At 60.4% G+C, this 18,232-nt stretch carries 24 protein-coding genes and 1 pseudogene; 10 read left to right on the top strand and 15 right to left on the bottom strand.

The features are described from left to right. The coding region (locus MOV63_RS28330) for a helix-turn-helix transcriptional regulator (RefSeq protein WP_247038897.1) at positions 1-206 on the top strand (206 nt) is incomplete at its 5' end. 2 nt (positions 207-208) lie between these two features. Here MOV63_RS28330 and MOV63_RS28325 read toward each other — a convergent pair. From MOV63_RS28325 to MOV63_RS28315, 3 genes are read right to left on the bottom strand one after another with little or no spacing between them, the layout of a single operon-like run. Next, positions 209-913, bottom strand: coding sequence for a TIGR02281 family clan AA aspartic protease (locus MOV63_RS28325; protein WP_247038896.1), 705 nt, complete (start codon positions 911-913; stop codon positions 209-211). Beyond that, positions 910-1,131, bottom strand: a complete 222-nt coding sequence (locus MOV63_RS28320) for a DUF1289 domain-containing protein (protein ID WP_247038895.1) — start codon at positions 1,129-1,131, stop codon at positions 910-912. Before MOV63_RS28320 ends, MOV63_RS28325 begins: the two co-directional genes overlap by 4 nt. 19 nt (positions 1,132-1,150) lie before the next feature. Beyond that, positions 1,151-1,927, bottom strand: a complete 777-nt coding sequence (locus MOV63_RS28315; protein WP_247038898.1) for an adenosylcobinamide-GDP ribazoletransferase — start codon at positions 1,925-1,927, stop codon at positions 1,151-1,153. Between the two features lie 110 nt (positions 1,928-2,037). Here MOV63_RS28315 and cobT point away from each other — a divergent pair, with 110 nt between their 5' ends. After that, positions 2,038-3,057 (top strand): nicotinate-nucleotide--dimethylbenzimidazole phosphoribosyltransferase, encoded by a 1,020-nt coding sequence (cobT, locus tag MOV63_RS28310; RefSeq protein WP_038586492.1) that lies wholly within the window; start codon positions 2,038-2,040, stop codon positions 3,055-3,057. Between the two features lie 7 nt (positions 3,058-3,064). After that, positions 3,065-3,457, top strand: a complete 393-nt coding sequence (locus MOV63_RS28305; protein ID WP_247038894.1) for a diacylglycerol kinase — start codon at positions 3,065-3,067, stop codon at positions 3,455-3,457. Positions 3,458-3,464: 7 nt separating this feature from the next. Here MOV63_RS28305 and MOV63_RS28300 read toward each other — a convergent pair whose 3' ends face one another. The 3 genes from MOV63_RS28300 to MOV63_RS28290 are packed head-to-tail and all read right to left on the bottom strand — an operon-like array spanning position 3,465 to position 5,566. Continuing rightward, positions 3,465-3,755 (bottom strand): type II toxin-antitoxin system RelE/ParE family toxin, encoded by a 291-nt coding sequence (locus MOV63_RS28300; protein ID WP_247038893.1) that lies wholly within the window; start codon positions 3,753-3,755, stop codon positions 3,465-3,467. Beyond that, complete coding sequence (locus tag MOV63_RS28295; protein WP_247038892.1) at positions 3,755-3,982, bottom strand: hypothetical protein; 228 nt, start codon at positions 3,980-3,982, stop codon at positions 3,755-3,757. Before MOV63_RS28295 ends, MOV63_RS28300 begins: the two co-directional genes overlap by 1 nt. A 48-nt stretch (positions 3,983-4,030) precedes the next feature. After that, the gene (locus MOV63_RS28290; protein WP_038586504.1) at positions 4,031-5,566 is read right to left on the bottom strand and encodes a HAMP domain-containing sensor histidine kinase; all 1,536 of its coding nucleotides are present in this window, start codon (positions 5,564-5,566) and stop codon (positions 4,031-4,033) included. Positions 5,567-5,728: 162 nt separating this feature from the next. On the opposite strand from MOV63_RS28290, the gene MOV63_RS28285 reads away from it, so the two are divergent. The 5 genes from MOV63_RS28285 (at position 5,729) to MOV63_RS28265 (ending at position 8,740) form a co-directional block, all read left to right on the top strand. Beyond that, positions 5,729-6,253: a thermonuclease family protein gene (locus tag MOV63_RS28285; protein WP_247038891.1), complete on the top strand. Its 525-nt coding sequence runs from the start codon at positions 5,729-5,731 to the stop codon at positions 6,251-6,253. A 2-nt stretch (positions 6,254-6,255) separates the two neighbouring features. Beyond that, positions 6,256-6,915 (top strand): uracil-DNA glycosylase family protein, encoded by a 660-nt coding sequence (locus MOV63_RS28280; RefSeq protein WP_247038890.1) that lies wholly within the window; start codon positions 6,256-6,258, stop codon positions 6,913-6,915. Positions 6,916-6,963: 48 nt separating this feature from the next. Next, entirely contained in the window at positions 6,964-7,452 is a 489-nt protein-coding gene (locus MOV63_RS28275) for an Lrp/AsnC family transcriptional regulator (RefSeq protein ID WP_007771498.1), read from the top strand. Between the two features lie 102 nt (positions 7,453-7,554). After that, on the top strand, positions 7,555-7,971 hold the full coding sequence (locus tag MOV63_RS28270) for an ester cyclase (protein WP_247038889.1): 417 nt from the start codon (positions 7,555-7,557) through the stop codon (positions 7,969-7,971). Between the two features lie 16 nt (positions 7,972-7,987). Then, on the top strand, positions 7,988-8,740 hold the full coding sequence (locus tag MOV63_RS28265) for an AraC family transcriptional regulator (protein ID WP_247038888.1): 753 nt from the start codon (positions 7,988-7,990) through the stop codon (positions 8,738-8,740). Here the strand turns inward: MOV63_RS28265 and MOV63_RS28260 are convergent. The 5 genes from MOV63_RS28260 to MOV63_RS28240 all read right to left on the bottom strand — a co-directional run bounded on the left by MOV63_RS28260 (position 8,737) and on the right by MOV63_RS28240 (position 12,395). Continuing rightward, positions 8,737-9,426 (bottom strand): DNA alkylation repair protein, encoded by a 690-nt coding sequence (locus MOV63_RS28260; RefSeq protein WP_247038887.1) that lies wholly within the window; start codon positions 9,424-9,426, stop codon positions 8,737-8,739. The two genes, MOV63_RS28265 and MOV63_RS28260, sit on opposite strands and share 4 nt — an antisense overlap. 7 nt (positions 9,427-9,433) lie before the next feature. Then, positions 9,434-10,333: an NAD(P)-dependent oxidoreductase gene (locus MOV63_RS28255; RefSeq protein ID WP_258719329.1), complete on the bottom strand. Its 900-nt coding sequence runs from the start codon at positions 10,331-10,333 to the stop codon at positions 9,434-9,436. A 113-nt stretch (positions 10,334-10,446) separates the two neighbouring features. Continuing rightward, positions 10,447-10,857 carry a CopD family protein gene (locus tag MOV63_RS28250; protein ID WP_038542739.1) on the bottom strand — a complete coding sequence of 137 codons (411 nt, stop codon included), beginning with the start codon at positions 10,855-10,857 and terminating at the stop codon, positions 10,447-10,449. A gap of 2 nt (positions 10,858-10,859) precedes the next feature. Next, positions 10,860-11,414: a DinB family protein gene (locus tag MOV63_RS28245; RefSeq protein WP_247038885.1), complete on the bottom strand. Its 555-nt coding sequence runs from the start codon at positions 11,412-11,414 to the stop codon at positions 10,860-10,862. A 159-nt stretch (positions 11,415-11,573) separates the two neighbouring features. Further along, the gene (locus MOV63_RS28240; protein WP_247038883.1) at positions 11,574-12,395 is read right to left on the bottom strand and encodes a class I SAM-dependent methyltransferase; all 822 of its coding nucleotides are present in this window, start codon (positions 12,393-12,395) and stop codon (positions 11,574-11,576) included. A 135-nt stretch (positions 12,396-12,530) separates the two neighbouring features. Here MOV63_RS28240 and MOV63_RS28235 point away from each other — a divergent pair, with 135 nt between their 5' ends. Continuing rightward, positions 12,531-13,253 carry a DUF2270 domain-containing protein gene (locus tag MOV63_RS28235; RefSeq protein ID WP_105401307.1) on the top strand — a complete coding sequence of 241 codons (723 nt, stop codon included), beginning with the start codon at positions 12,531-12,533 and terminating at the stop codon, positions 13,251-13,253. Between the two features lie 1,422 nt (positions 13,254-14,675). Here the strand turns inward: MOV63_RS28235 and MOV63_RS28230 are convergent. The 4 genes from MOV63_RS28230 to MOV63_RS28215 all read right to left on the bottom strand — a co-directional run bounded on the left by MOV63_RS28230 (position 14,676) and on the right by MOV63_RS28215 (position 17,600). Beyond that, a complete protein-coding gene (locus MOV63_RS28230; protein ID WP_105401308.1) occupies positions 14,676-14,939 on the bottom strand; it encodes an usg protein in 264 nt (87 codons plus the stop codon). A gap of 151 nt (positions 14,940-15,090) precedes the next feature. Beyond that, complete coding sequence (locus MOV63_RS28225) at positions 15,091-15,921, bottom strand: ABC transporter permease (protein ID WP_247038881.1); 831 nt, start codon at positions 15,919-15,921, stop codon at positions 15,091-15,093. Then, positions 15,918-16,700 carry an ABC transporter permease gene (locus MOV63_RS28220; RefSeq protein ID WP_247038879.1) on the bottom strand — a complete coding sequence of 261 codons (783 nt, stop codon included), beginning with the start codon at positions 16,698-16,700 and terminating at the stop codon, positions 15,918-15,920. The genes MOV63_RS28225 and MOV63_RS28220 overlap by 4 nt, the downstream gene beginning before the upstream one ends. Before the next feature lie 120 nt (positions 16,701-16,820). Further along, entirely contained in the window at positions 16,821-17,600 is a 780-nt protein-coding gene (locus tag MOV63_RS28215) for an ABC transporter substrate-binding protein (protein WP_247038877.1), read from the bottom strand. Positions 17,601-17,910: 310 nt separating this feature from the next. Between MOV63_RS28215 and MOV63_RS28210 the strand changes: the two are divergent. Then, positions 17,911-18,232: pseudogene (locus tag MOV63_RS28210) on the top strand (hypothetical protein); the annotation flags it as partial.

The raw sequence follows: 18,232 nt of genomic DNA, 5'->3' as shown, positions 1-18,232 counted from the left end.
AAACGCCGGCGCGCTACGTGGCACGGGTGCGCATGCACCAGGCCCGGCAGTGGCTGCGCGACGGCGAACGGGTGGCAACCGTCGCCGAACGGCTCGGTTACGATGCCGAAGCCTCCTTCAGCCGCGCCTTCAAGCGCATCATCGGCACGCCGCCGAGCCATTTCCGCAGCAAGGGCGATGGCGTAGCCATCCAGGATTTCGGCTGACCTCAGTCCCGCAATCTCAGCTCGTCGGTCTGCATCTGCAGGGATCCGAGGGTGGAGAGAAAGCTCATGCCGAGCAGGCTCTCGCCGAGCTTTCCGTCTTCCGCAACCATCGCCCGGACGTTTTTCCGCACGATCGGGCCGATGGCGATTTCGTCCAGCCGCACCCCCGCGGCCATTGCCCGGCCGTTGGCGGTCATCACAGAGACCGAATAATTGAGGCTCTGCGGGTTGAGGCCGATCGCGCGGGCATCGTCGTAGGAGAGCACCACGGTGCTGGCGCCGGTATCGACCAGCATCGGCAGGACCTTACCCTGGACCCTGACATTGGTCTGGAAATGGCTGCCCTGGGTCTTGTGGATGATCACCTCGTTGCCGCCTTCGCTGGTCGTCACCACCACCGCGGTACCGGGCAGCAGGCCGGCAGTCACCCGTGCGGCGACATTGCTGGCGTCGTCACGATAGAGATAGGCGGTGACCAGCCCGAGGATGATCAGCAGCCAGATGGCGATATTGCGCAGCACCTCGCCGGCATTGCCGCGCCGGCCGGCGAGAATGCCGGCAGCGAGCAGGCCGGCGATCGGCAGGAGGTAGATGATCTGGCCGAAACGGTCGTTGTCGATGCCGAAGGTCTGCCCGGCATCGTGGTTGAAGATCAGCAGCGCCAGGCCAATGCCGAGGACGATGAGAATGCCGGTGAGCGCGTTCATGCGGTGTCGCGTTCCCGGATCATGCGCTGCCGGCGGGTTTCCCGACGCGGCCGGCGCTCGATGGTTTCAAGCCGTGCGGGCAGGGTTTCCATCAGCGCACGGCGCTCCGCATCGGTATAATCCATCCAGGCGGCGATCTCTTCGCGCGTGCGTCCGCAACCGAAACAATAGCCGGTCTTGAGGTCGATCGAACAGACGAGGGTGCAAGGCGAAATCATGCGTCAGTATATCGGGGTTTCAGGCGGCAAGAGCAAGAGTGGCGAGCATGGCGATCTCGCTCAATTGTTGAGTAGCGCCGATCGTATCGCCCGTGTGTCCGCCGAGTTTCTGGCGCACGAAACGGGTGAAACCGAAACCGGCGAGTGCCGCCAAGATCAGCGACAGCAGCACTTTCGGCAGGCCGAGAACCGGAACGAGAAGGACAAGCGCGATGGCGGCGCCGGAAAACAGCGCGATATTGCGGGCGCCGTCCTCCGGAAATCCGGCGCCTGCCGCGACGCCGTTTTCCCGGGCTGATGGCAAGGCGCGCCAATGGGCGACCAGGATCGCGCGGCTGACGGCTGCAACGGCAAGCACGGCGAGCGCCGCCGTGACGGCATCGTCGCGGAAAAGTGCGGAAAGCGCCGAGGCCCGCAGGCCGAAAGACAGGACCAGCGCCACGACGCCATAGGCGCCGATGCGGCTATCCTTCATGATCAGGAGCGCGTGGTCCTTGTCCCGCCCCCCGCCGAGACCGTCCGCCGTGTCCGCAAGGCCGTCCTCGTGGAGCGCGCCGGTCACAAGCGTCAGCAGCGCAAGCGCAATCAGGCTGACAAGCAGCGGATCACCGGATTGCAGGAGGAGAAGAACGAGCGCCGGCAGGGCCGCAATAATCAGCCCCGCGACGGGAAAGGCGCGTACCGCCCGCGAAATCGTGCCGTCATGGCCGCAGAAGAAACGGTCCGGCACCGGCAGACGACTGAGGAACCCGACCGAGCGGGCGAGGTCCGCGATGAATTCCGTTGCGTTTGGCAGTTGTTCCTCCGATCCGACCCGACTATGAGTTTGCGCACACAAGCGCGATTTACGGGAAAAGACAAGTTTTCCCGCCGCGAGATGAGACCGAGACACAAGAGAGACTTTCCATGAGCGTGAGCGGCCTGCCTTTCGACGATTTCCGTGTCCTGCTGCAGAACCTTCCCGGACCGGACCCGCGGGCGCTGGTTGCGGCGCGCGAGCGCGATGCGCAGCTGACCAAGCCGCCGGGTGCGCTCGGTCGGCTTGAGGAAATCGCCTTCTGGCTGGCCGCCTGGACAGGCCGCGCACCGGCGGTCAACCGCCCGCTTGTGGCGATCTTTGCCGGCAATCATGGCGTTACCCGCCATGGCGTGACACCGTTCCCGTCGTCGGTGACCCAGCAGATGGTCGAGAATTTTGCAGCCGGCGGTGCGGCGATCAACCAGATCTGCGTCACCCATGATCTCGGCCTGAAGATCTTCGACCTGGCGCTCGATTATCCGACCGGCGACATCACAACTGAAGCGGCACTTTCGGAACGCGACTGCGCCGCGACCATGGCCTTCGGCATGGAGGCGATCGCCGGCGGCACCGATCTTCTCTGCATCGGCGAAATGGGCATCGGCAACACGACGATCGCGGCTGCCATCAACCTGGCGCTCTATGGCGGCGAGGCGGAGGACTGGGTCGGTCCCGGCACCGGTTCGCATGGCGAATTCATGGAGCGTAAGATCGCCGCGGTGAAGGCGGCCGTCGAATTCCACAAGGATCACCTGAGCGATCCGCTGGAGATCCTGCGCCGTCTCGGCGGCCGCGAGATCGCCGCGATCGCCGGCGCGATCCTTGCCGCGCGCGTCGAAAAGATCCCGGTCCTGCTCGACGGTTACGTGGTGACGGCTGCGGCCTCCATCCTCAAGGCCGCCAATCCGGCGGCACTCGACCATTGCCTGATCGGCCATGTCTCAGGTGAACCGGGGCACCTGCGTGCGATCGAAAAGCTCGGCAAGACGCCGCTGCTCGCGCTCGGCATGCGGCTCGGCGAGGGGACCGGTGCGGCACTTGCCGCCGGCATCGTCAAGGCCGCCGCCGCCTGCCATTCCGGCATGGCGACATTCGAGCAGGCCGGCGTCAGCAACAAGAGCCACTGAGCCCCGGATGGAAAAGACGCCGCTCGACAGCAATATCGAAAGGGCGACCGGCATCCGCCGGGTAATTGCGGCCTTCCGTTATTCGATGCAGGGGCTGGTGCGCCTGTGGCAGGAAGAAGCCTTCCGCCACGAGGTGATCGCCTGTGCGGCGGCTATCGTGCTGTTTGCGATCGTCGGCGCCGGTGCTTTCGACTATTTTGTCTTGGCCATCCTGATGCTGGTGCTGTTTGCGGTGGAATCGCTGAACACCGCGATCGAGGAACTGGTCGACCGCATATCCCCGGAAATCTCCACCGTCGGCCGCCACGCCAAGGACCTCGGCTCCTTCGCGGTGTTCTGCCTGCTCTGCGCCAACGGGTTTTTCGTGGTTTATGTGGTGGTGCGGAGCTTGTGGGGATAACCGCCCGTTACAGTTGGTCCGGCATCGATGATGGGTCACGTGCAGCGTGGCGTATGCCGACCACAATGATCTCATCATCGCCGGGCAGATAAAATATCAGATACGGATAGGGTGTGACGGCCACACGCCGCATCGGCTCAAGGCTGGTGCGCATACCGGTCAGCGGATATTCCGAGAGATTGCTCAAAACCTGCCGAATCCGCGTGGCCACATTGCGGGCGCCTTCCGGTGAATGAGCGGTCAGGTAGCGGAGGACATCCTCAAGTTCGATGGCGGCTTCAGGGGTGAAGCGGATCATCACTGCGCGTATTTCGCCCAGATGGCCTGAACCTGCTCGGTTGGCGCAAATTCACGCCGAGCGGCCTGGTCCAGCGACTTGGCGAAACTGGCTTCCTCCTCGGGAGTAAGCTGATGCACCGGCTCGTCTTTGCCCACGAGCCTAAGCATGACACGGGCGATCTCATCCTGCATTTCGGCAGGGAGTTCCTTGGCTGCTTCGATGGCGCGGTCGAGAAGTTTGGTCATGCCGGCAGTATGCACCGAAACCAGCCGGTGCAAAAGAGCCTGTTCGGCTCAGGCGAAGCTCTTGCGACGGCGGGCGACCGTCTGGGCGTCGGCAACCGCCGGCACGCTCTGCAGCACGCGCGTCGCGGGAAGGATGGCAATCGCTTCGGTGCCCTCGCGCAGCTTGGAGCGCAGGATGAACTGGCCGTCGTGCTTGGCAAGGATCGCCTGGACGATCGGCAGACCGAGGCCGGTGCCCTGTTCGGCGCTCTTGATGGCGATCGAGCCCTGGCCGAAGGCCGACAGCACAACCGGGATTTCCTCTTCCGGAATGCCGGGTCCGTTGTCCTTGATCGCCACATACTGGCCACCACCGGCTGTCCAGCCGACCTTGACGGTCACCTCGCCGCCCTGGGGCGTGAACTTGACCGCATTCGAGAGCAGGTTCAGGAGGACCTGGCGCATCGATTTTTCATCCACCCAGACCTGCGGCAGCTGTGATTCGAACTGCTGGCTGATCGAGATGTTCTTGGCGCTGGCGCGCAGCTGCACCATGCCGATGCAATCCTCGGCGATCTCCAGCAGCGATAGCGATTCCTCGGCGAGGTCGTAGCGGCCGGCCTCGATGCGCGACAGGTCGAGGATTTCGTTGATCAGATTGAGGAGATGCTGGCCGGAACGGTGGATGTCGCCGGCATATTCCTTGTAGGTCGGGTTGGCGAGCGGGCCGAGGACCTCGGAACTCATGACTTCGGAGAAACCGAGGATGGCGTTGAGCGGCGTGCGCAGCTCGTGCGACATCGAGGCGAGGAACCGGGATTTGGCAAGGTTGGCCTCTTCGGCGCGGCGGCGGGCTTCGTCCGACATGGATTTTGCCACTTCCAGCTCGGCGATCAGGTCGTCCTTTTCCGACTGATAGGACATCAGCGTCAGGTTGGAGCGATAGAGCCGGTCGGCGATATAGTGGAAGAAGACGACCGCAATGGCGCAGATCGCGATCATGCCGATATCGAGCACATTCCGTGTCAGGATGGCCGTGGCAAGCAGCGCCAGGATCATCGGCAGGAAGCCGAACAACACGCCGAGCCGCAGCATGAAACTGCTCATCGCGGTGATCGAGATCGCGAAAAGGAGAACGGCACCCTTGTAGAAATAATAGTTGTCGCCCGAACAGGCATTGCAGTTCTGTAGCGCGAAGAGTGCCCAGCCGGTGCCGACGATCAACTGCGCCGCGAGCAGCCTGCGGCGCCATTTCTGGACGTCGCCCGAGCCGATGTCCTTGCGGCTGGCGCGACGGGCGATCAGCACGTTGATTGCATGGACGCTGAACATCAGCAGCGCCCAGGCAAAAAGATTGGCGTTCGGATTGAGGTAGACGCCGATCGCCGTCACCACGACGATGAAGATCGGCATGACCGATGCGCCCTGCAGCACGGAATTGACGTGCATGGCGATCATGTCGCGGTCGAAGATCTGATTGCCCTGGGAGCTGGACTGCAGGCGTTCACGCGTGGCGCGCACGGCTTTAGAGACGGCCTTGTTGCGGTGGCCGCGCGAGCGATCAACGATGTTCTTGTCGGTCGATGTGCTGACGCCGCTACTCATGGCCACTGAACTGATACCCCGGGTGTTGAGAGAGTATGTCCAAATCCTTAAGAGAGTACTGCCGGGAAAGGTTTTGTTTGCCATTTTCCTGAAGCTTCCGTTTTCCAATAAGGCTGGATTGTGGCTCGAACGTTCAGGGTTTTTCGCGATGGCGCGTTTCTCGTGGCCTTCTTCATCCTTCTGGTGCTGATTGCCGCCAAGCTGGACGAGGCAGCCGACAGCGTCCTCCGCGGCCCGTTCTACGTGATCGACGGCGATACGCTGGCGGTGGGCGGCGAGCGCCTGCGGCTGCAGGGTATGGATGCGCCGGAACTCGACCAGACCTGCGAAGACGGCCGCGGCAAACCATGGGCTTGCGGAGAAGAGGCGAGACGGCTGCTGATGCGCCTCGTTGCCGACGGTAAGACGGAATGTCTCGGCCGCGAGCGCGACAAATATCGTCGGCTTCTCGTCCGCTGCCATTCGGGTACGACGAGCATCAACGGTACGCTGGTGCGGCAAGGGCTCGCGGTCGCATCGGGACGTTATGCGCAGGAACAGGTGGAAGCGCGGCGCGAACGGCAGGGGCTGTGGGCCGGCCGGTTCGAAAGCCCGCGTGCCTGGCGCGCCAGCCGCGGCACGATGGACGATGTCAGCCTAGTGGAGGCATTTTGGGATTGGATGAAGCGAGTGACGGCCTGGCAATGAGCATGGATGATATCACCGAAGGCGTGGAGGATCTCGGCGGGCTGGCCGGCGCGATCGCGGCCTGCCGCATCTGTCGCGACGCGCCGGCGAAAGGCGAAGGCGACCGTCTGCCGCATGAGCCGCGGCCGGTCGCAGTGCTATCGAAGACGGCGAAGGTGCTGATCGCCGGCCAGGCGCCGGGGCTTCGGGTGCATGAAAGCGGGCTGCCGTTCAACGATGCCTCGGGAAATCGGCTGCGCGACTGGATGGCGGTGACCCGCGAAGAGTTCTACGATCCGCAGAAGTTTGCGATCGTGCCGATGGGCTTCTGTTTTCCGGGCTACGATGCCAAGGGCAGCGACCTGCCGCCGCGGCTCGAATGCGCGCCGTTCTGGCGGGCTCGGGTGATCGCCGCCATGCCGCAGATCGAGCTGGTTATCGCCGTCGGAGCTTATGCGCAGGCCTGGCATCTGGGGAGCCGGCGACGCAAGGGCATGACGGAAACGGTAGAGAACTGGCGAGACTATGTTTTCGCCAACCAGGGGCCGAGGATACTGCCGCTGCCGCATCCGAGCTGGCGCAACACCGGCTGGCTCAAAAAGAATTCATGGTTCGAGGCGGATCTGCTGCCGGTTCTAAGACAGCATGTGGATAGCTTGATACGGGAAACAAATTTCGGTTAACTGCCACGAATTCGGTGTATAACGAAAAATCATTTCGAAAGGACTCTGATGGACCGCCTCGACCGTAAGATACTGCGCATTCTGCAGGAAGATTCCACTCTGGCCGTCGCGGACCTCGCGAAGAAGGTCGGCCTGTCGACCACGCCTTGCTGGCGCCGCATCCAGAAGATGGAAGAGGACGGCGTCATCCGTCGCCGTGTGGCGCTGCTGGATCCGGTCAAGGTCAATACCAAGGTCACGGTGTTCGTCTCCATCCGCACCGCCAGCCACTCGATCGAATGGCTGAAGCGGTTCTCGGAAGTCGTCGTCGATTTCCCGGAAGTCGTCGAATTCTACCGCATGAGCGGCGACGTCGATTACCTGCTGCGCGTCGTCGTGCCGGACATCGGCGCCTATGACGCCTTCTACAAGCGCCTGATCGCCAAGATCGAGATCCGCGACGTTTCGTCGGTGTTTGCGATGGAGCAGATCAAGTACACGACCGAACTGCCGCTCGACTACATGATGCTGGACAACCAGAAATCGGGCGAAGAATAATTCGCCGTTTGGCGGATCGGGATCATTTTCTGGCAGGACGGGCCGAGTTGAAACGGCCCGTTTGGTTTTATCTGGGTTTCATCGAAACAGATGGAGCTCGACATGCAGGACCAGGCCAAGGCCAATAAAGCGATCATCCGCGGATATATCGAAGAGATCTGGAACCGTGGTCTGATCGAGCGCTTCGAAAACTTTTTCGCAGCCGACTATCAAGAGGCCACCTATTCGCCGGCCAATTCCGAAGGACACTGCGCCATGGTGGCGGTGCAGAAGCGGATCATGCCGGATGCCGTCTGGTCGATCGAGCGGATGGCCGCCGAGGACGATGGCGTCATGTGCGAGCTGACATTGTGCGGCACGCACCAGGCGGCTTTCAAGGGCGTCGAACCCTCCGGCAATTCCATCCGCGTGCGCGCCTACCGGACCTTCGTCCTGAAGGACGGCAAGATCGTCCATCATTCCGCATTGCTCGACACCGCCGAACTGCTAAAGCAGATGCGGGGACAGCAGGCCGCATAGGGCAAATCCGGCAGCGATGGCGACAATTTCTCATGCCTATCATCGGGTGTTTGACGCGCCGTTCGAGATCGAACGGGCCTTCGATGCCGATTACCTGCTTTACGCGTCGACCGGCACCTTCGTTCTCGATATCGGCGACCGCCGCTGGATGCTGCCGCCGCAAAGGGCCGCGCTGATCGCACGGGGAACGGTGATTGCGGTGCGCAGCAATGGGGCGGCCACGGCGTCCTCGGTTCTGTTCGGCGATCGCGAATTCGAAGCGCCGCTACCGGCCTGCCGGGTCTTCGGTCTTTCCGATCTGGCGCGGCAAATGATCCTGCATGTCATGCGTTGGGATACGGGGCGCCCCTCATGCGACGAAACCGCGAATGCCTTCTTCAAGGCGCTCGCATCCGTGGCGAAGGAACTGGCGGCGGACGAGGACGAGACATGGTTGCCGAAACCGCAGTCGCCGGGCATGGCGGTCGCCGTCGCGCGGATGCTGGAAGATCTCGACCGGGATCTTGATTTTGGCTCCCTTGCGGAGGCGTCACGTCTTTCGGAGCGGACGCTGTCACGGCGATTCGACGCAGAACTCGGCATGAGTTTTCGCGATTTCCGGCATCGGGCGCGGATGGTGAGGGCCAAGGAGATGCTGCTTGCCGGCCGGGAGCCGATCACGGAAATCGGCCTCGCCTGCGGGTTCGAAAGCACGAGTTCCTTCATCAAGGCGTTTCGGACCTTTGCGGGCGCGACGCCGCGGCAATACCGGGTGGGTAAAGACGGCTAAGCCTTCAGCCGCGCCAAAAGCTTCTCGCTCGACAATTCCTTGACGGCGTCCTTGCCGATCCAGCGGGCGGTCTTGTCCGGCGAGGCGGTGAGCTTTTCGGAGAGCGCCATCGCGGGGGCGTGGCAGGTTCGGTTGCGCTTGCCGATATTGCGGAGCGCCCAGTTGACCGCCTTCCTGACGAAATTGCGCGGATCGGCGGAATGCGCCTCGATCAGCGGCATATAGCCGACGAAGGTACCGTCCGGCTCCTGTTTGCGGTGCACGGCAGCGCCGGCGATCATCGCGAACGCGGTGCGGCGGACAAACTCCCGGTCGTCCGCCGCGAAATCCGCAACGAGCTGTCGCCAGAACGGCGTCTCGATCAAAAGGTCGGCGGCTGTGTCGACGATTTCCCAGGAGGCAAAATCCTCGGCCCATCCGCGCGCCTCGGCCGGCGTCAGCGCTGTGGGATCGGCGGTGTAGATCGCCAGCATACGGGCTTCGCGGATGCCGGTGCGCCAGAGGTCCAGCGCCCGGCCATGGTCGCGCTTGATCGCCCGCGCGATCTTCTGCAGGTCGGGATTGGAAATGCCGATGGCCTTGTCGGTGACGATGCCGAAACGGGCCATGCCGGAAATGTTCTCCTCCGACCGCAGCGTTTCGAGATGCGCGATGATCCCGGCGACGTCGGAGGAGGGGCCGATCATGGCCGGCCTATTTCTTTTCGAGCCGTGCGAGCAGCGAGGATGTATCCCAGCGCTTGCCGCCCATCGCCTGGACGTCGCCGTAGAATTGGTCGACGAGGGCCGTGACCGGCAGCTTGGCGCCGTTGCGGCGGGCTTCGGTCAGCACGATGTCGAGATCCTTGCGCATCCAGTCGACTGCGAAGCCGAAATCGTATTTGCCAGCATTCATGGTCTTGTAGCGGTTTTCCATCTGCCAGGAGCCGGCCGCACCCTTGGAGATCACCTCGATCACCTTCTCGATGTCGAGGCCGGCCTGCTTGCCGAAATGGATCGATTCCGCGAGCCCCTGGACGAGGCCGGCGATGCAGATCTGGTTCATCATCTTGGTGAGCTGGCCAGCACCCGCCGGACCCATGAGGCCGACCATGCGGGCATAGGCGTCGATCACCGGCCTGGCCTTCTCGAACGTCGCCTCGTCGCCGCCGCACATGACGGTGAGCACGCCGTTTTCGGCGCCGGCCTGGCCGCCGGAGACCGGCGCGTCGATGAAGCCGACGCCTTTTTCCCGGGCCGCGGCATCGAGCTCGCGGGCGACTTCGGCGCTGGCGGTGGTGTTGTCGATCAGGATCGCGCCCGGTTTCATGCCGGCGAGAACGCCGGTCTCGGTGGTTGTCACCGAGCGGAGATCGTCGTCGTTGCCGACGCAGACGAACACGAAATCGGCATCCCTGGCCGCTTCGGCCGGCGTCGCTGCGGCCTTGCCGCCGAACTTCTTCGCCCAATCCTCGGCCTTGGCAGCCGTGCGGTTATAGACGGTGACGTCATGGCCGCCCTTGACCTTGAGATGCCCGGCCATGGGATAACCCATCACCCCGAGACCGATGAATGCCACTTTCGCCATGCTGAACCTCCAGAATTCTGTTGCCAGAGGATTAGAGCAAAGAGGACCTTCGGAAAAGCGCAGTTCGGCGAAAAGCGCAGTTTTCGGTTTCGGAGGGGTGCACCCCTCGAGGCAGGTGCGTTCCCCTGGTTGCGCTTGACTCAGAACGGCTTGATGACCGCGAGCGCGACGATGACGACGACCGAGCCGAGGATGATCGGCAGGCCGGCGCGCACGAAGGCCGGCGGGTCGAGATGCGGATCGGCTTCCATGCGGCGCATCCAGGCGCCCTGCATGCCGTGCAGAGCCGACAGCATGATGACGATCAGGAACTTGAAGCCGAACCAGCCGGAAGTGTAAAAACCGTAGCCGAAGGCGAGCCACAGGCCGAAAAGCCAGGCACCGCCGAGTGCGGCCGTGGTGACGGTGCGGTCGTATCTTCTGAGCGCCGAGATGACGCCGGTGCGGATCGTCGGCGGCACCATGCCGATGACGAAGGCGTTGATCAGCATGCCGCCGATCAGCAGGAAGTCGGACAGAATGTGCAGGGCCTTGATGATGAAATACAGCATGGTCAACTCCAGATCATGGCTTCGGTGAAGCCCAGTTCGGCAAAATCCTGTTGTCTCAATTGGTCTTCGCCCGTGCAGAAGAACTCGTCGAGCTGCGGCGGTTGAACGGTGGTTCCCGACAGCATGGCGTGAACCTGGCCGCGATGATGGATCTGGTGCTGGAAGAGATGCATCAGCAGCCGGTCGGCAGGCTCGACCTGCACGAAAGTGTCCCGGGGAATCCGGATCTCCTCGGCGATCGTTTTCTCATCCAAGCGTCGACAGTGATCGATGAGGCGGCGGTCGGCGGCGCGCTGTTCGCGATCGAGATCGGCGAAGAGCGGACAGGGAATCTCCGGCTCGAAGGCGGCGGGACCGAGGCAATTGCCTTCGAGCGCGCTGATATAGAGCCAGTCGACGGTCAGGATATGGTTGAGGGTATGGATGATCGACGGGAAAAAGCTGACCCGTGTCGCATCCAGCTCTTCGCGCGAAAGCTCTCCGCAGGCTTTCAGCAGCCGATGGTTGGCCCATGCGTTGTTATAGGCCTGGGCAAGAAGATAGCGCTGCGGCGTCATCCGAATCCCTCCGTTGCGGAGGGCAAACTACCGATGAAGAGGGACGATGAGAAGATGGTTCGCGAACACTAGGATGATTTGGACGCTTGGTCGTGCTCGGCGCCTGTCATCACCTGTGACGGCGCCGAGAATTGCCATTGCGCTCTCAACCTGAGATTGTCATGACTTTACAATCAGCCGCGCGATCACCAGATGGCCCGGCGTCGGGTTGCCGTCCTGCATCCGCACATTGATGTCGGAGATTTCGAGAAGTTCGAAGCCGGTGGCCGTGAGGCGTTCGCGGATATAGGTTTCCGAATGGGCGAAACGCTGATGCGGGCCAACGATATAGGACCGGCCGGCAAAAGCTTCCGGGGAGAGGGTCTCGGAAGAAAAGACGAACAAGCCGCCGGGAGCCATGTTTTCTGCCGCGCCGAAGAACAGCGGTTCCAGCGCGCCAAGATAGGGCAGCACGTCGGTGGCGGTCACCAGGTCAAAGGGCTCGTCGTCATTGTCTTCAAGGAAATCCTCGACCTCGGCCACGTAAAGCGTCTCGTAGAGATCCTTTTCGTGCGCGATTTCAACCATGTTTTCGGAAATGTCGATGCCGGTGATGTCGTCGACCATGTCGCGCAGCGTGCCGCCGGTAAGCCCGGTGCCGCAGCCGAGATCGAGCATCCGCTTGAACGGCCCGAGCTTCAGCTCCTGAAGGCGCTGGCGCACGATCACCGGCACCGCATAACCGAGCTGCTCGACGAGAATGTCCTCGAAACTTTCGGCGTGCTGGTCGAACAGGGTTTCGACATAGGCGTCCGGTGCCTTGGGGGGCGTCTCGCCGCGGCCCATGGCCGCGATGCGCACGGCGGCACCGCCGTGGTCCTCGGGATCGAGCTCGAGCACCTGCTCGTAGGCCTTGACGGCTGCGTCGATATCGCCCGCCTTCTCCAGCGCCAGCGCACGGTTATAGGCCTCTGCCAGGGCTTCCTCGTCGATCTTCTTCATGGCCAGCGTCCTTCTTTTCGCAGGCGGCTTTAAGCCGATAGCCGGCATTTGTCCATCAGGGGAACGCGGCGGGTGCTCATTCGTTGAGAGGTCAAAGCAGAACGGCTTTTTGAGAACCACCTCCGGGAGAAGGTCATGCCAGCCGATGAGGGCAAGAGCGTGCTGGAGCAGAATGTCGAGCGGCGCGCCCCGTCGTTGCCGATGACCTCCGCCGAAAAGGCCAATGTGATCATCCACTATTACCGCGGCGAACTCGGGCGGATGACCAGCTGGCGCGACCGCATCGACCGCACCTCGAACTGGTCGATCACGGTGGTGGCGGCGCTGCTGTCGGTTTCGCTGTCGACGCCGACATCGCATCACGGCGTGGTTCTGTTTGCGATGCTGCTGATCTCGCTGCTTCTCCTGATCGAAGCACGGCGATACCGCTTCTTCGACGTCTACCGCGCAAGGGTTCGCAAGCTGGAACGCCATTATTTCGCGCAGGCGCTTTATCCGCAGGCGGACCTCAAGCCCGACTGGGCGCAGGCGATCGCCACGAGTCTGCGCAATCCCTGTTTCCTGATCAGTTATCGCGAGGCGCTGTTTCGCCGGGTGAGGCGCAACTACGTCTGGATGTACGCCATCCTGCTGATGGCGTGGCTTCTGAAGATCTCGACACCCAAACTCCTGCCCAACGATACTGAGGCGGATGTCGTCTTTTCATGGTCGGAGGCGGTCAACAACGCCGCGCTCGGTCCTTTACCGGGATGGAGCGTGATTGCGCTCGTCGCGGTCCTTTATGCTGCCGTGATTTTCTCAGCCCTGCATCGCGAGCCGGATGACGGCGAATTCGCCCATGGCGAAGTCCACGTCTGAAACGTTAGCTCCAACAGCATTACTTTCACGTAAAGTGAAGCCCTCCTTGTCATTTGCCCTTAGAACTATCTCAAAAGCAATCGAGGCTCGATTAAATGTGCCCCTTAAAAAACTTAATGGCTCAGGCGCCCTTTAGAAGCTCCCCACAGCGCCAAGTGCCGGGGAGCATACTCTCTGTTATCACCGCTCGTAAAAAATCCCAAATATTACTTTCTAAACCGATCCGTAAAAGTAGAATGTAATATTCTTAGAATTGTAACTATTGGCAATATTGTTATGCCAATAAAACATATCGCATAATATCTTTCATACTTAAATTTATCCCCAAAAATGACGTAAGAAAATAGGAAAATTAAAGGGAATATGAATTCCACGCCGTGATATGCACAAGCTCTCTTGAAGGCGTCCCAGTTAAAACTACTTAACCGCATAAGCCCCACCCAAGAACCTCGCCCCGCCGCCTTCATCAGCCGATCCGTCGCCTGGATAGTCGCTCCCGTCTGGTTGCTGATTTTCTGAAGAGCTGCTCATGGCTATCCCTTATTCATACGATGAAATAATGCTGCGGTTGAAAAGGCGCACGCTTGAAGGAAAAAAACTGACATTCCCGAGAAAAATGGAAAAAAGTATACCGTAAAGAAGCGAGACGTGCCAACGTATTTTTCCTCAGAAATCCCAACGTGATGGAAGAACAATATGTACGTAAAGAATAAAGCGATAAAATACCAGATTCCTGTCCCAATTATCATCGCGTTATTATATCCACCGGAAATATTTACTGTTTTTCGTTTCGAATAAACAATAATCGCAGAAAAGAATAAGAAAATACTCCATACAAAGTAATTTATCAATCCAGCAACATAATAGAATCCGGAAATTTTGTCGTACTTGTTCAAATCTTCAAATCGAGCTTGAAATGACTTACTTAAGTTCAAGGTTGAAAATAGCAGTCTATCAAAATATCCAATATAGAAAAAATATCCAAGTAGATATGTTGCAGATGTAACAATTATTATCGATGATATTATTGTAATATTTATGTATTTCTGAAGTTGAGGATGATCTTTTATTTGGAAAGGAAATGTTTTATCATTATTAATTATTGGCATTTTAACCTCTGGAAAGTCGTCACATAACCTGCCGCACTTCCCCGAAGTAACGCCCCGAAGAGCACTTTCATCATTGGTAGCCGTTATGCAGAGACCTAGGTTTTCACGTCAAACGTGTGAAGTCAATCACACTAAAACAGCAACCAAGAGGATGATTGCCCGGATCGCCAATGCGCGACGGGGCAATTGACCGCAGGCAAACAAGGCCGACGTTCTGGCTTCAGGCTGGATGCGCATAAGGCATTTATCATCGGCACTTCGCAGCAGCCGGATATGACACGATTAAAATGGACGCGCCGTAGACCGCTGTTTCTTAGTGCAGGATGATCTCGCCCTTGACGGCCCGCCACTCGCTGGCCGAGATCAGCTTGCGGTGGACATAGCGGACGGAATGCAGCGGGCCGTCGAGCTTTTCCTGCCAGAATTTCAGAAAACCGTTCATCTCGGGAAAATCCGGAGCGAGGTCGTAGTTCTGCCAGACATAGCTTTGCAGCAGGGCGGGATGGTCCGGCAGGTGGTAGAAGATCTGGGCGGTCGTCAGCCCGTAGCCTTTCAGCATCATTTCCATTTCAGACATGCAAGCAGTTCCCGTTTGTTGTTTCGAGGTGACGTCGTTGCGTCACCTGATAGGAGAGCATGCCATGTTTAACCGAAGCTTTACAATTGCACCTTAAGAGCACATTCGTGATAATATTCAGTATGTTAGCAGCTATGATTTCCGAGTGCTGCTAACGCTTCAGATGGCGCGTCAGGCGCGCCTCGATGAAGGCCCAGAGATGCCGCAGCGCTTCGACGATGGCGAGGTAGAAAATCGCCGCCCAGAGATAGGTCTGATAGTCGAACGTGCGTGAGAAGGCGTAGCGTGTCTCTCCCATCAGATCGAAGACGGTGACGATCGCGACGACGGCCGATCCCTTGATCAGAAGCACGATCTCGTTGCCATAAGGGCGCAATGCGACGATCAGCGCCTGGGGCAGGATGACCTTGCGGAAAGCGTTGCGCTTGGAAAGGCCGAGTGCAGCCGCACCCTCGTGCTGGCCGCGCGGTACGCTTTCGATCGCGCCGCGCAGGATTTCCGCCTGATAGGCGGCGGTATTGAGCGTCAGCGAGAAAAGGCCGCAATACCAGGCTTCGCGAAAGAACCACCAGAGGTCGACGGATTCGAGTTGCGGCTTGAAGCTGCCGAGCCCGTAATAGATCATGAACAGCTGGGCGAGCAGCGGTGTGCTGCGAAACACGTAGACATAGGCATAGGAGAGGCCATTCAGCGCCTTGTTTTTCGACATCCTTGCGAAGGCGATCGGTGCCGACAGCACGGCCCCGAGGATGACGGCGAGGCCGACCAGCGAAATGGTGGTCCAGAGGCCATGGAGATAACGCGGGCCGTAACGCAGGAATTTATCCTCGTTCCAGCCGCTGATCATCATGAAGACGAGTGCGATCGCAAGGGCTGCCCAGACGAGCAGGACCAGGATGCCGGCAATACGCGCCGGCGCCAGCTGTCTGCCGATCAGGGCCGGAGGGGCGCGCGGCGGGATCAGTTCCTTGACGTAACTCATCGACGGCCCTCCGAACGTTTCGCCCAGCGCTCGATGAAGCCGAGCCCGACGGACGAGACCATCGCGAGGATCAGATAGAGCAGGCAGGCGATGCCGTAGAAGAAGAAGGCTTCCTTGCTGACGCGCGCCGCAATGCCGGTCTGGCGCAGGATATCGGCGAGCCCGATGACCGAGACATAGGACGTGTCCTTCAAGAGGATCAGCCAGAGATTGGTGAGGCCGGGCAGGGCGATGCGGATGAGCTGCGGCAGGATGACGAGAAGCATGGTGCGCGAGCGGTGAAGACCGAGCGCATCGCCCGCCTCGTACTGGCCACGCGGGATCGCCCTGAAGGCCGACAGCAGGACCTCGGAGGAATAGGAGGAGAAGACGACGGCGAGCGCCGCCATGCCGGCGAAAAAGGCGTTGATTTCGACGCGCCCAGCGTACCCGAAGGAGGCGAGCACAGCCTGGATGAGGATCTGAAGACCGTAATAGACGATGAACAGGGTCAGCAGCTCCGGCAGACCGCGGAAGATCGTCGTGTAGATGCCGGCGGCAAGCCTCAGCAGCTTGTCCTCCGATTGCGCGGCGAGCGCGATCAGGAAGCCGATGACCAGCCCGACAGGCAGCGTGGCGAGCGCGAGCGTGATCGTGACCTTGACGCCGAAGGCGATCTCGTCGCCCCAGCCGGTCTCGCCGCAGGCAACGATGCTACCGGAACCGAACAATGAAAAAAGCCCGACGGGCCCGCAAAGCGGATCCAGCGCGGAAAGGAGGGCGGAAAAGAATCCGCTCATAAGGTCGTTTTCCCCTGCGGCCTTTTTGTGTACCGCTTTTGTCTTGTATTGACGCCATTAAAGAGAAAAACGGCGGAAGGGCAAGCCTCCCGCCGGGCGTTAACCGGGTTCTCCGGTCGATTACTTGCCGTAGGCGTCGAAATCGAAATACTTGTCGTTGATGGCCTTGTATTTGCCGTTGGCGCGGATCGCGAGGATCGCGGCCGAGAACTTGTCGGCCAGTGCGGTTTCGCCCTTGCGGACCGCAATGCCCGCACCTTCGCCATTGATGTCGACGTCGATCGGCAGGGGGCTGAGGATCTTGCAGCACTTGCCGGCGTCCGACTTGATCCACTGCGACAGCACGACGATATCGTCGATGACGGCATCGATACGGCCGTTGGTGATGTCGAGCTTGTATTCGTCGGCAGTCGGATAAAGCTTCAGCTCCGAGTCGGGCATATGCTTTTCGGCATAGTTCGAATGGGTGGTGGAGCCCTGCGCGCCGATCGTCTTGCCCTTGAGGCCGGCGGCAGTCGCTTCCTTGATCGGCGAATCCTTCGGGACGGCGATGGCCGGCGGGGTGTTGTAATATTTCTTCGAGAAGGTGACCTGCTCCTTCCGCTCTGGGGTAATCGACATGGAAGCGATGATGGCATCGAATTTCTTCGACTGCAGCGCCGGGATGATGCCGTCCCAGTCATTGGTGACGAAGGTGCAGGTGACCTTCATTTCGTCGCAGAGCGCCTTGGCGATATCGATGTCGAAACCGGTGAGCTGGCCGTTGGCCTCCAGGTTGTTGAAAGGCGGATAGGCGCCTTCGGTGCCGATCACGAGTTTCTCCTGAGCCATCGCCGAACCGGCGAAAAGCGACAGGGCGGCGATCGAGGCGGCAGCAAGGAATCGGGTGGAAATTTTCATTTTGATCCTCTCTGTTGGCAACCCTGCGGTGTTGGTCTTTTTCGGCCGCAGGAAGACGGGGCACGCGTGCGGGCGCGCCCCGAATGGATTTTTAGATACCCGCTCGCAGAAAATTGCAACGGCATTTTACGTGCACGTCTGCCTGGGTTTTGTCGATGAACAATACATTCATGCGAGGTTCAGGCCGTCGGCAACAGGCTGCAACGGAACCATTTTGGTGCAATACAGTTGAGCCGCCGCGTAAGTCCGCCGAAAAAGGCAATAAAGGACGCGCATGAAAGGGATGACACCCCTAGAAGAGGAAATGTCCATGTCGAAAAAATTTAGACTGTTCGCCAGCGTCGCAGCACCTCTCATATCGCTGCCGCTGATGCTTCAGCCGGCCGGTGCCGCCCCCTTGAGACCCGCTTTGGAGATGAGACCCGCCATCGAGGCCGGCCGGATGCCGGGCGTCATCGAGGTGCAGCAACAGGTCATCATTCCTCCGGATGCGCAGGAAGGCGAGGGACAGCAGCGCCCACGCCGCAAGCCCCAGGAGGGGCAACAGCAGGCTCCGGCCGAACGGCCGCAAGCGCCGCCCCAGGCCCAGCAGCAGGAACAGCCGCAGCGCCAGCGCAAGGCTGAGCCGGAAG

The organism is Neorhizobium sp. SHOUNA12A (assembly GCF_023006505.1).
In the GTDB taxonomy this organism is placed as follows: domain Bacteria; phylum Pseudomonadota; class Alphaproteobacteria; order Rhizobiales; family Rhizobiaceae; genus Neorhizobium.
The sequence above is the reverse complement of the archived record's forward strand: the minus strand, read 5'-3'. Positions and strand labels throughout refer to the sequence as shown.

Excerpts from the sequence above, each read along its gene's own strand:
- MOV63_RS28325 (WP_247038896.1), bottom strand. The coding sequence starts at position 913 with ATGAACGCGCTCACCGGCATTCTCATCGTCCTCGGCATTGGCCTGGCG.
- MOV63_RS28320 (WP_247038895.1), bottom strand. The coding sequence starts at position 1,131 with ATGATTTCGCCTTGCACCCTCGTCTGTTCGATCGACCTCAAGACCGGC.
- cobT (WP_038586492.1), top strand. The coding sequence starts at position 2,038 with ATGAGCGTGAGCGGCCTGCCTTTCGACGATTTCCGTGTCCTGCTGCAG.
- MOV63_RS28305 (WP_247038894.1), top strand. The coding sequence starts at position 3,065 with ATGGAAAAGACGCCGCTCGACAGCAATATCGAAAGGGCGACCGGCATC.
- MOV63_RS28300 (WP_247038893.1), bottom strand. The coding sequence starts at position 3,755 with ATGATCCGCTTCACCCCTGAAGCCGCCATCGAACTTGAGGATGTCCTC.
- MOV63_RS28295 (WP_247038892.1), bottom strand. The coding sequence starts at position 3,982 with ATGACCAAACTTCTCGACCGCGCCATCGAAGCAGCCAAGGAACTCCCT.
- MOV63_RS28290 (WP_038586504.1), bottom strand. The coding sequence starts at position 5,566 with ATGAGTAGCGGCGTCAGCACATCGACCGACAAGAACATCGTTGATCGC.
- MOV63_RS28280 (WP_247038890.1), top strand. The coding sequence starts at position 6,256 with ATGGATGATATCACCGAAGGCGTGGAGGATCTCGGCGGGCTGGCCGGC.
- MOV63_RS28275 (WP_007771498.1), top strand. The coding sequence starts at position 6,964 with ATGGACCGCCTCGACCGTAAGATACTGCGCATTCTGCAGGAAGATTCC.
- MOV63_RS28270 (WP_247038889.1), top strand. The coding sequence starts at position 7,555 with ATGCAGGACCAGGCCAAGGCCAATAAAGCGATCATCCGCGGATATATC.
- MOV63_RS28265 (WP_247038888.1), top strand. The coding sequence starts at position 7,988 with ATGGCGACAATTTCTCATGCCTATCATCGGGTGTTTGACGCGCCGTTC.
- MOV63_RS28260 (WP_247038887.1), bottom strand. The coding sequence starts at position 9,426 with ATGATCGGCCCCTCCTCCGACGTCGCCGGGATCATCGCGCATCTCGAA.
- MOV63_RS28250 (WP_038542739.1), bottom strand. The coding sequence starts at position 10,857 with ATGCTGTATTTCATCATCAAGGCCCTGCACATTCTGTCCGACTTCCTG.
- MOV63_RS28245 (WP_247038885.1), bottom strand. The coding sequence starts at position 11,414 with ATGACGCCGCAGCGCTATCTTCTTGCCCAGGCCTATAACAACGCATGG.
- MOV63_RS28240 (WP_247038883.1), bottom strand. The coding sequence starts at position 12,395 with ATGAAGAAGATCGACGAGGAAGCCCTGGCAGAGGCCTATAACCGTGCG.
- MOV63_RS28235 (WP_105401307.1), top strand. The coding sequence starts at position 12,531 with ATGCCAGCCGATGAGGGCAAGAGCGTGCTGGAGCAGAATGTCGAGCGG.
- MOV63_RS28230 (WP_105401308.1), bottom strand. The coding sequence starts at position 14,939 with ATGTCTGAAATGGAAATGATGCTGAAAGGCTACGGGCTGACGACCGCC.
- MOV63_RS28225 (WP_247038881.1), bottom strand. The coding sequence starts at position 15,921 with ATGAGTTACGTCAAGGAACTGATCCCGCCGCGCGCCCCTCCGGCCCTG.
- MOV63_RS28220 (WP_247038879.1), bottom strand. The coding sequence starts at position 16,700 with ATGAGCGGATTCTTTTCCGCCCTCCTTTCCGCGCTGGATCCGCTTTGC.
- MOV63_RS28215 (WP_247038877.1), bottom strand. The coding sequence starts at position 17,600 with ATGAAAATTTCCACCCGATTCCTTGCTGCCGCCTCGATCGCCGCCCTG.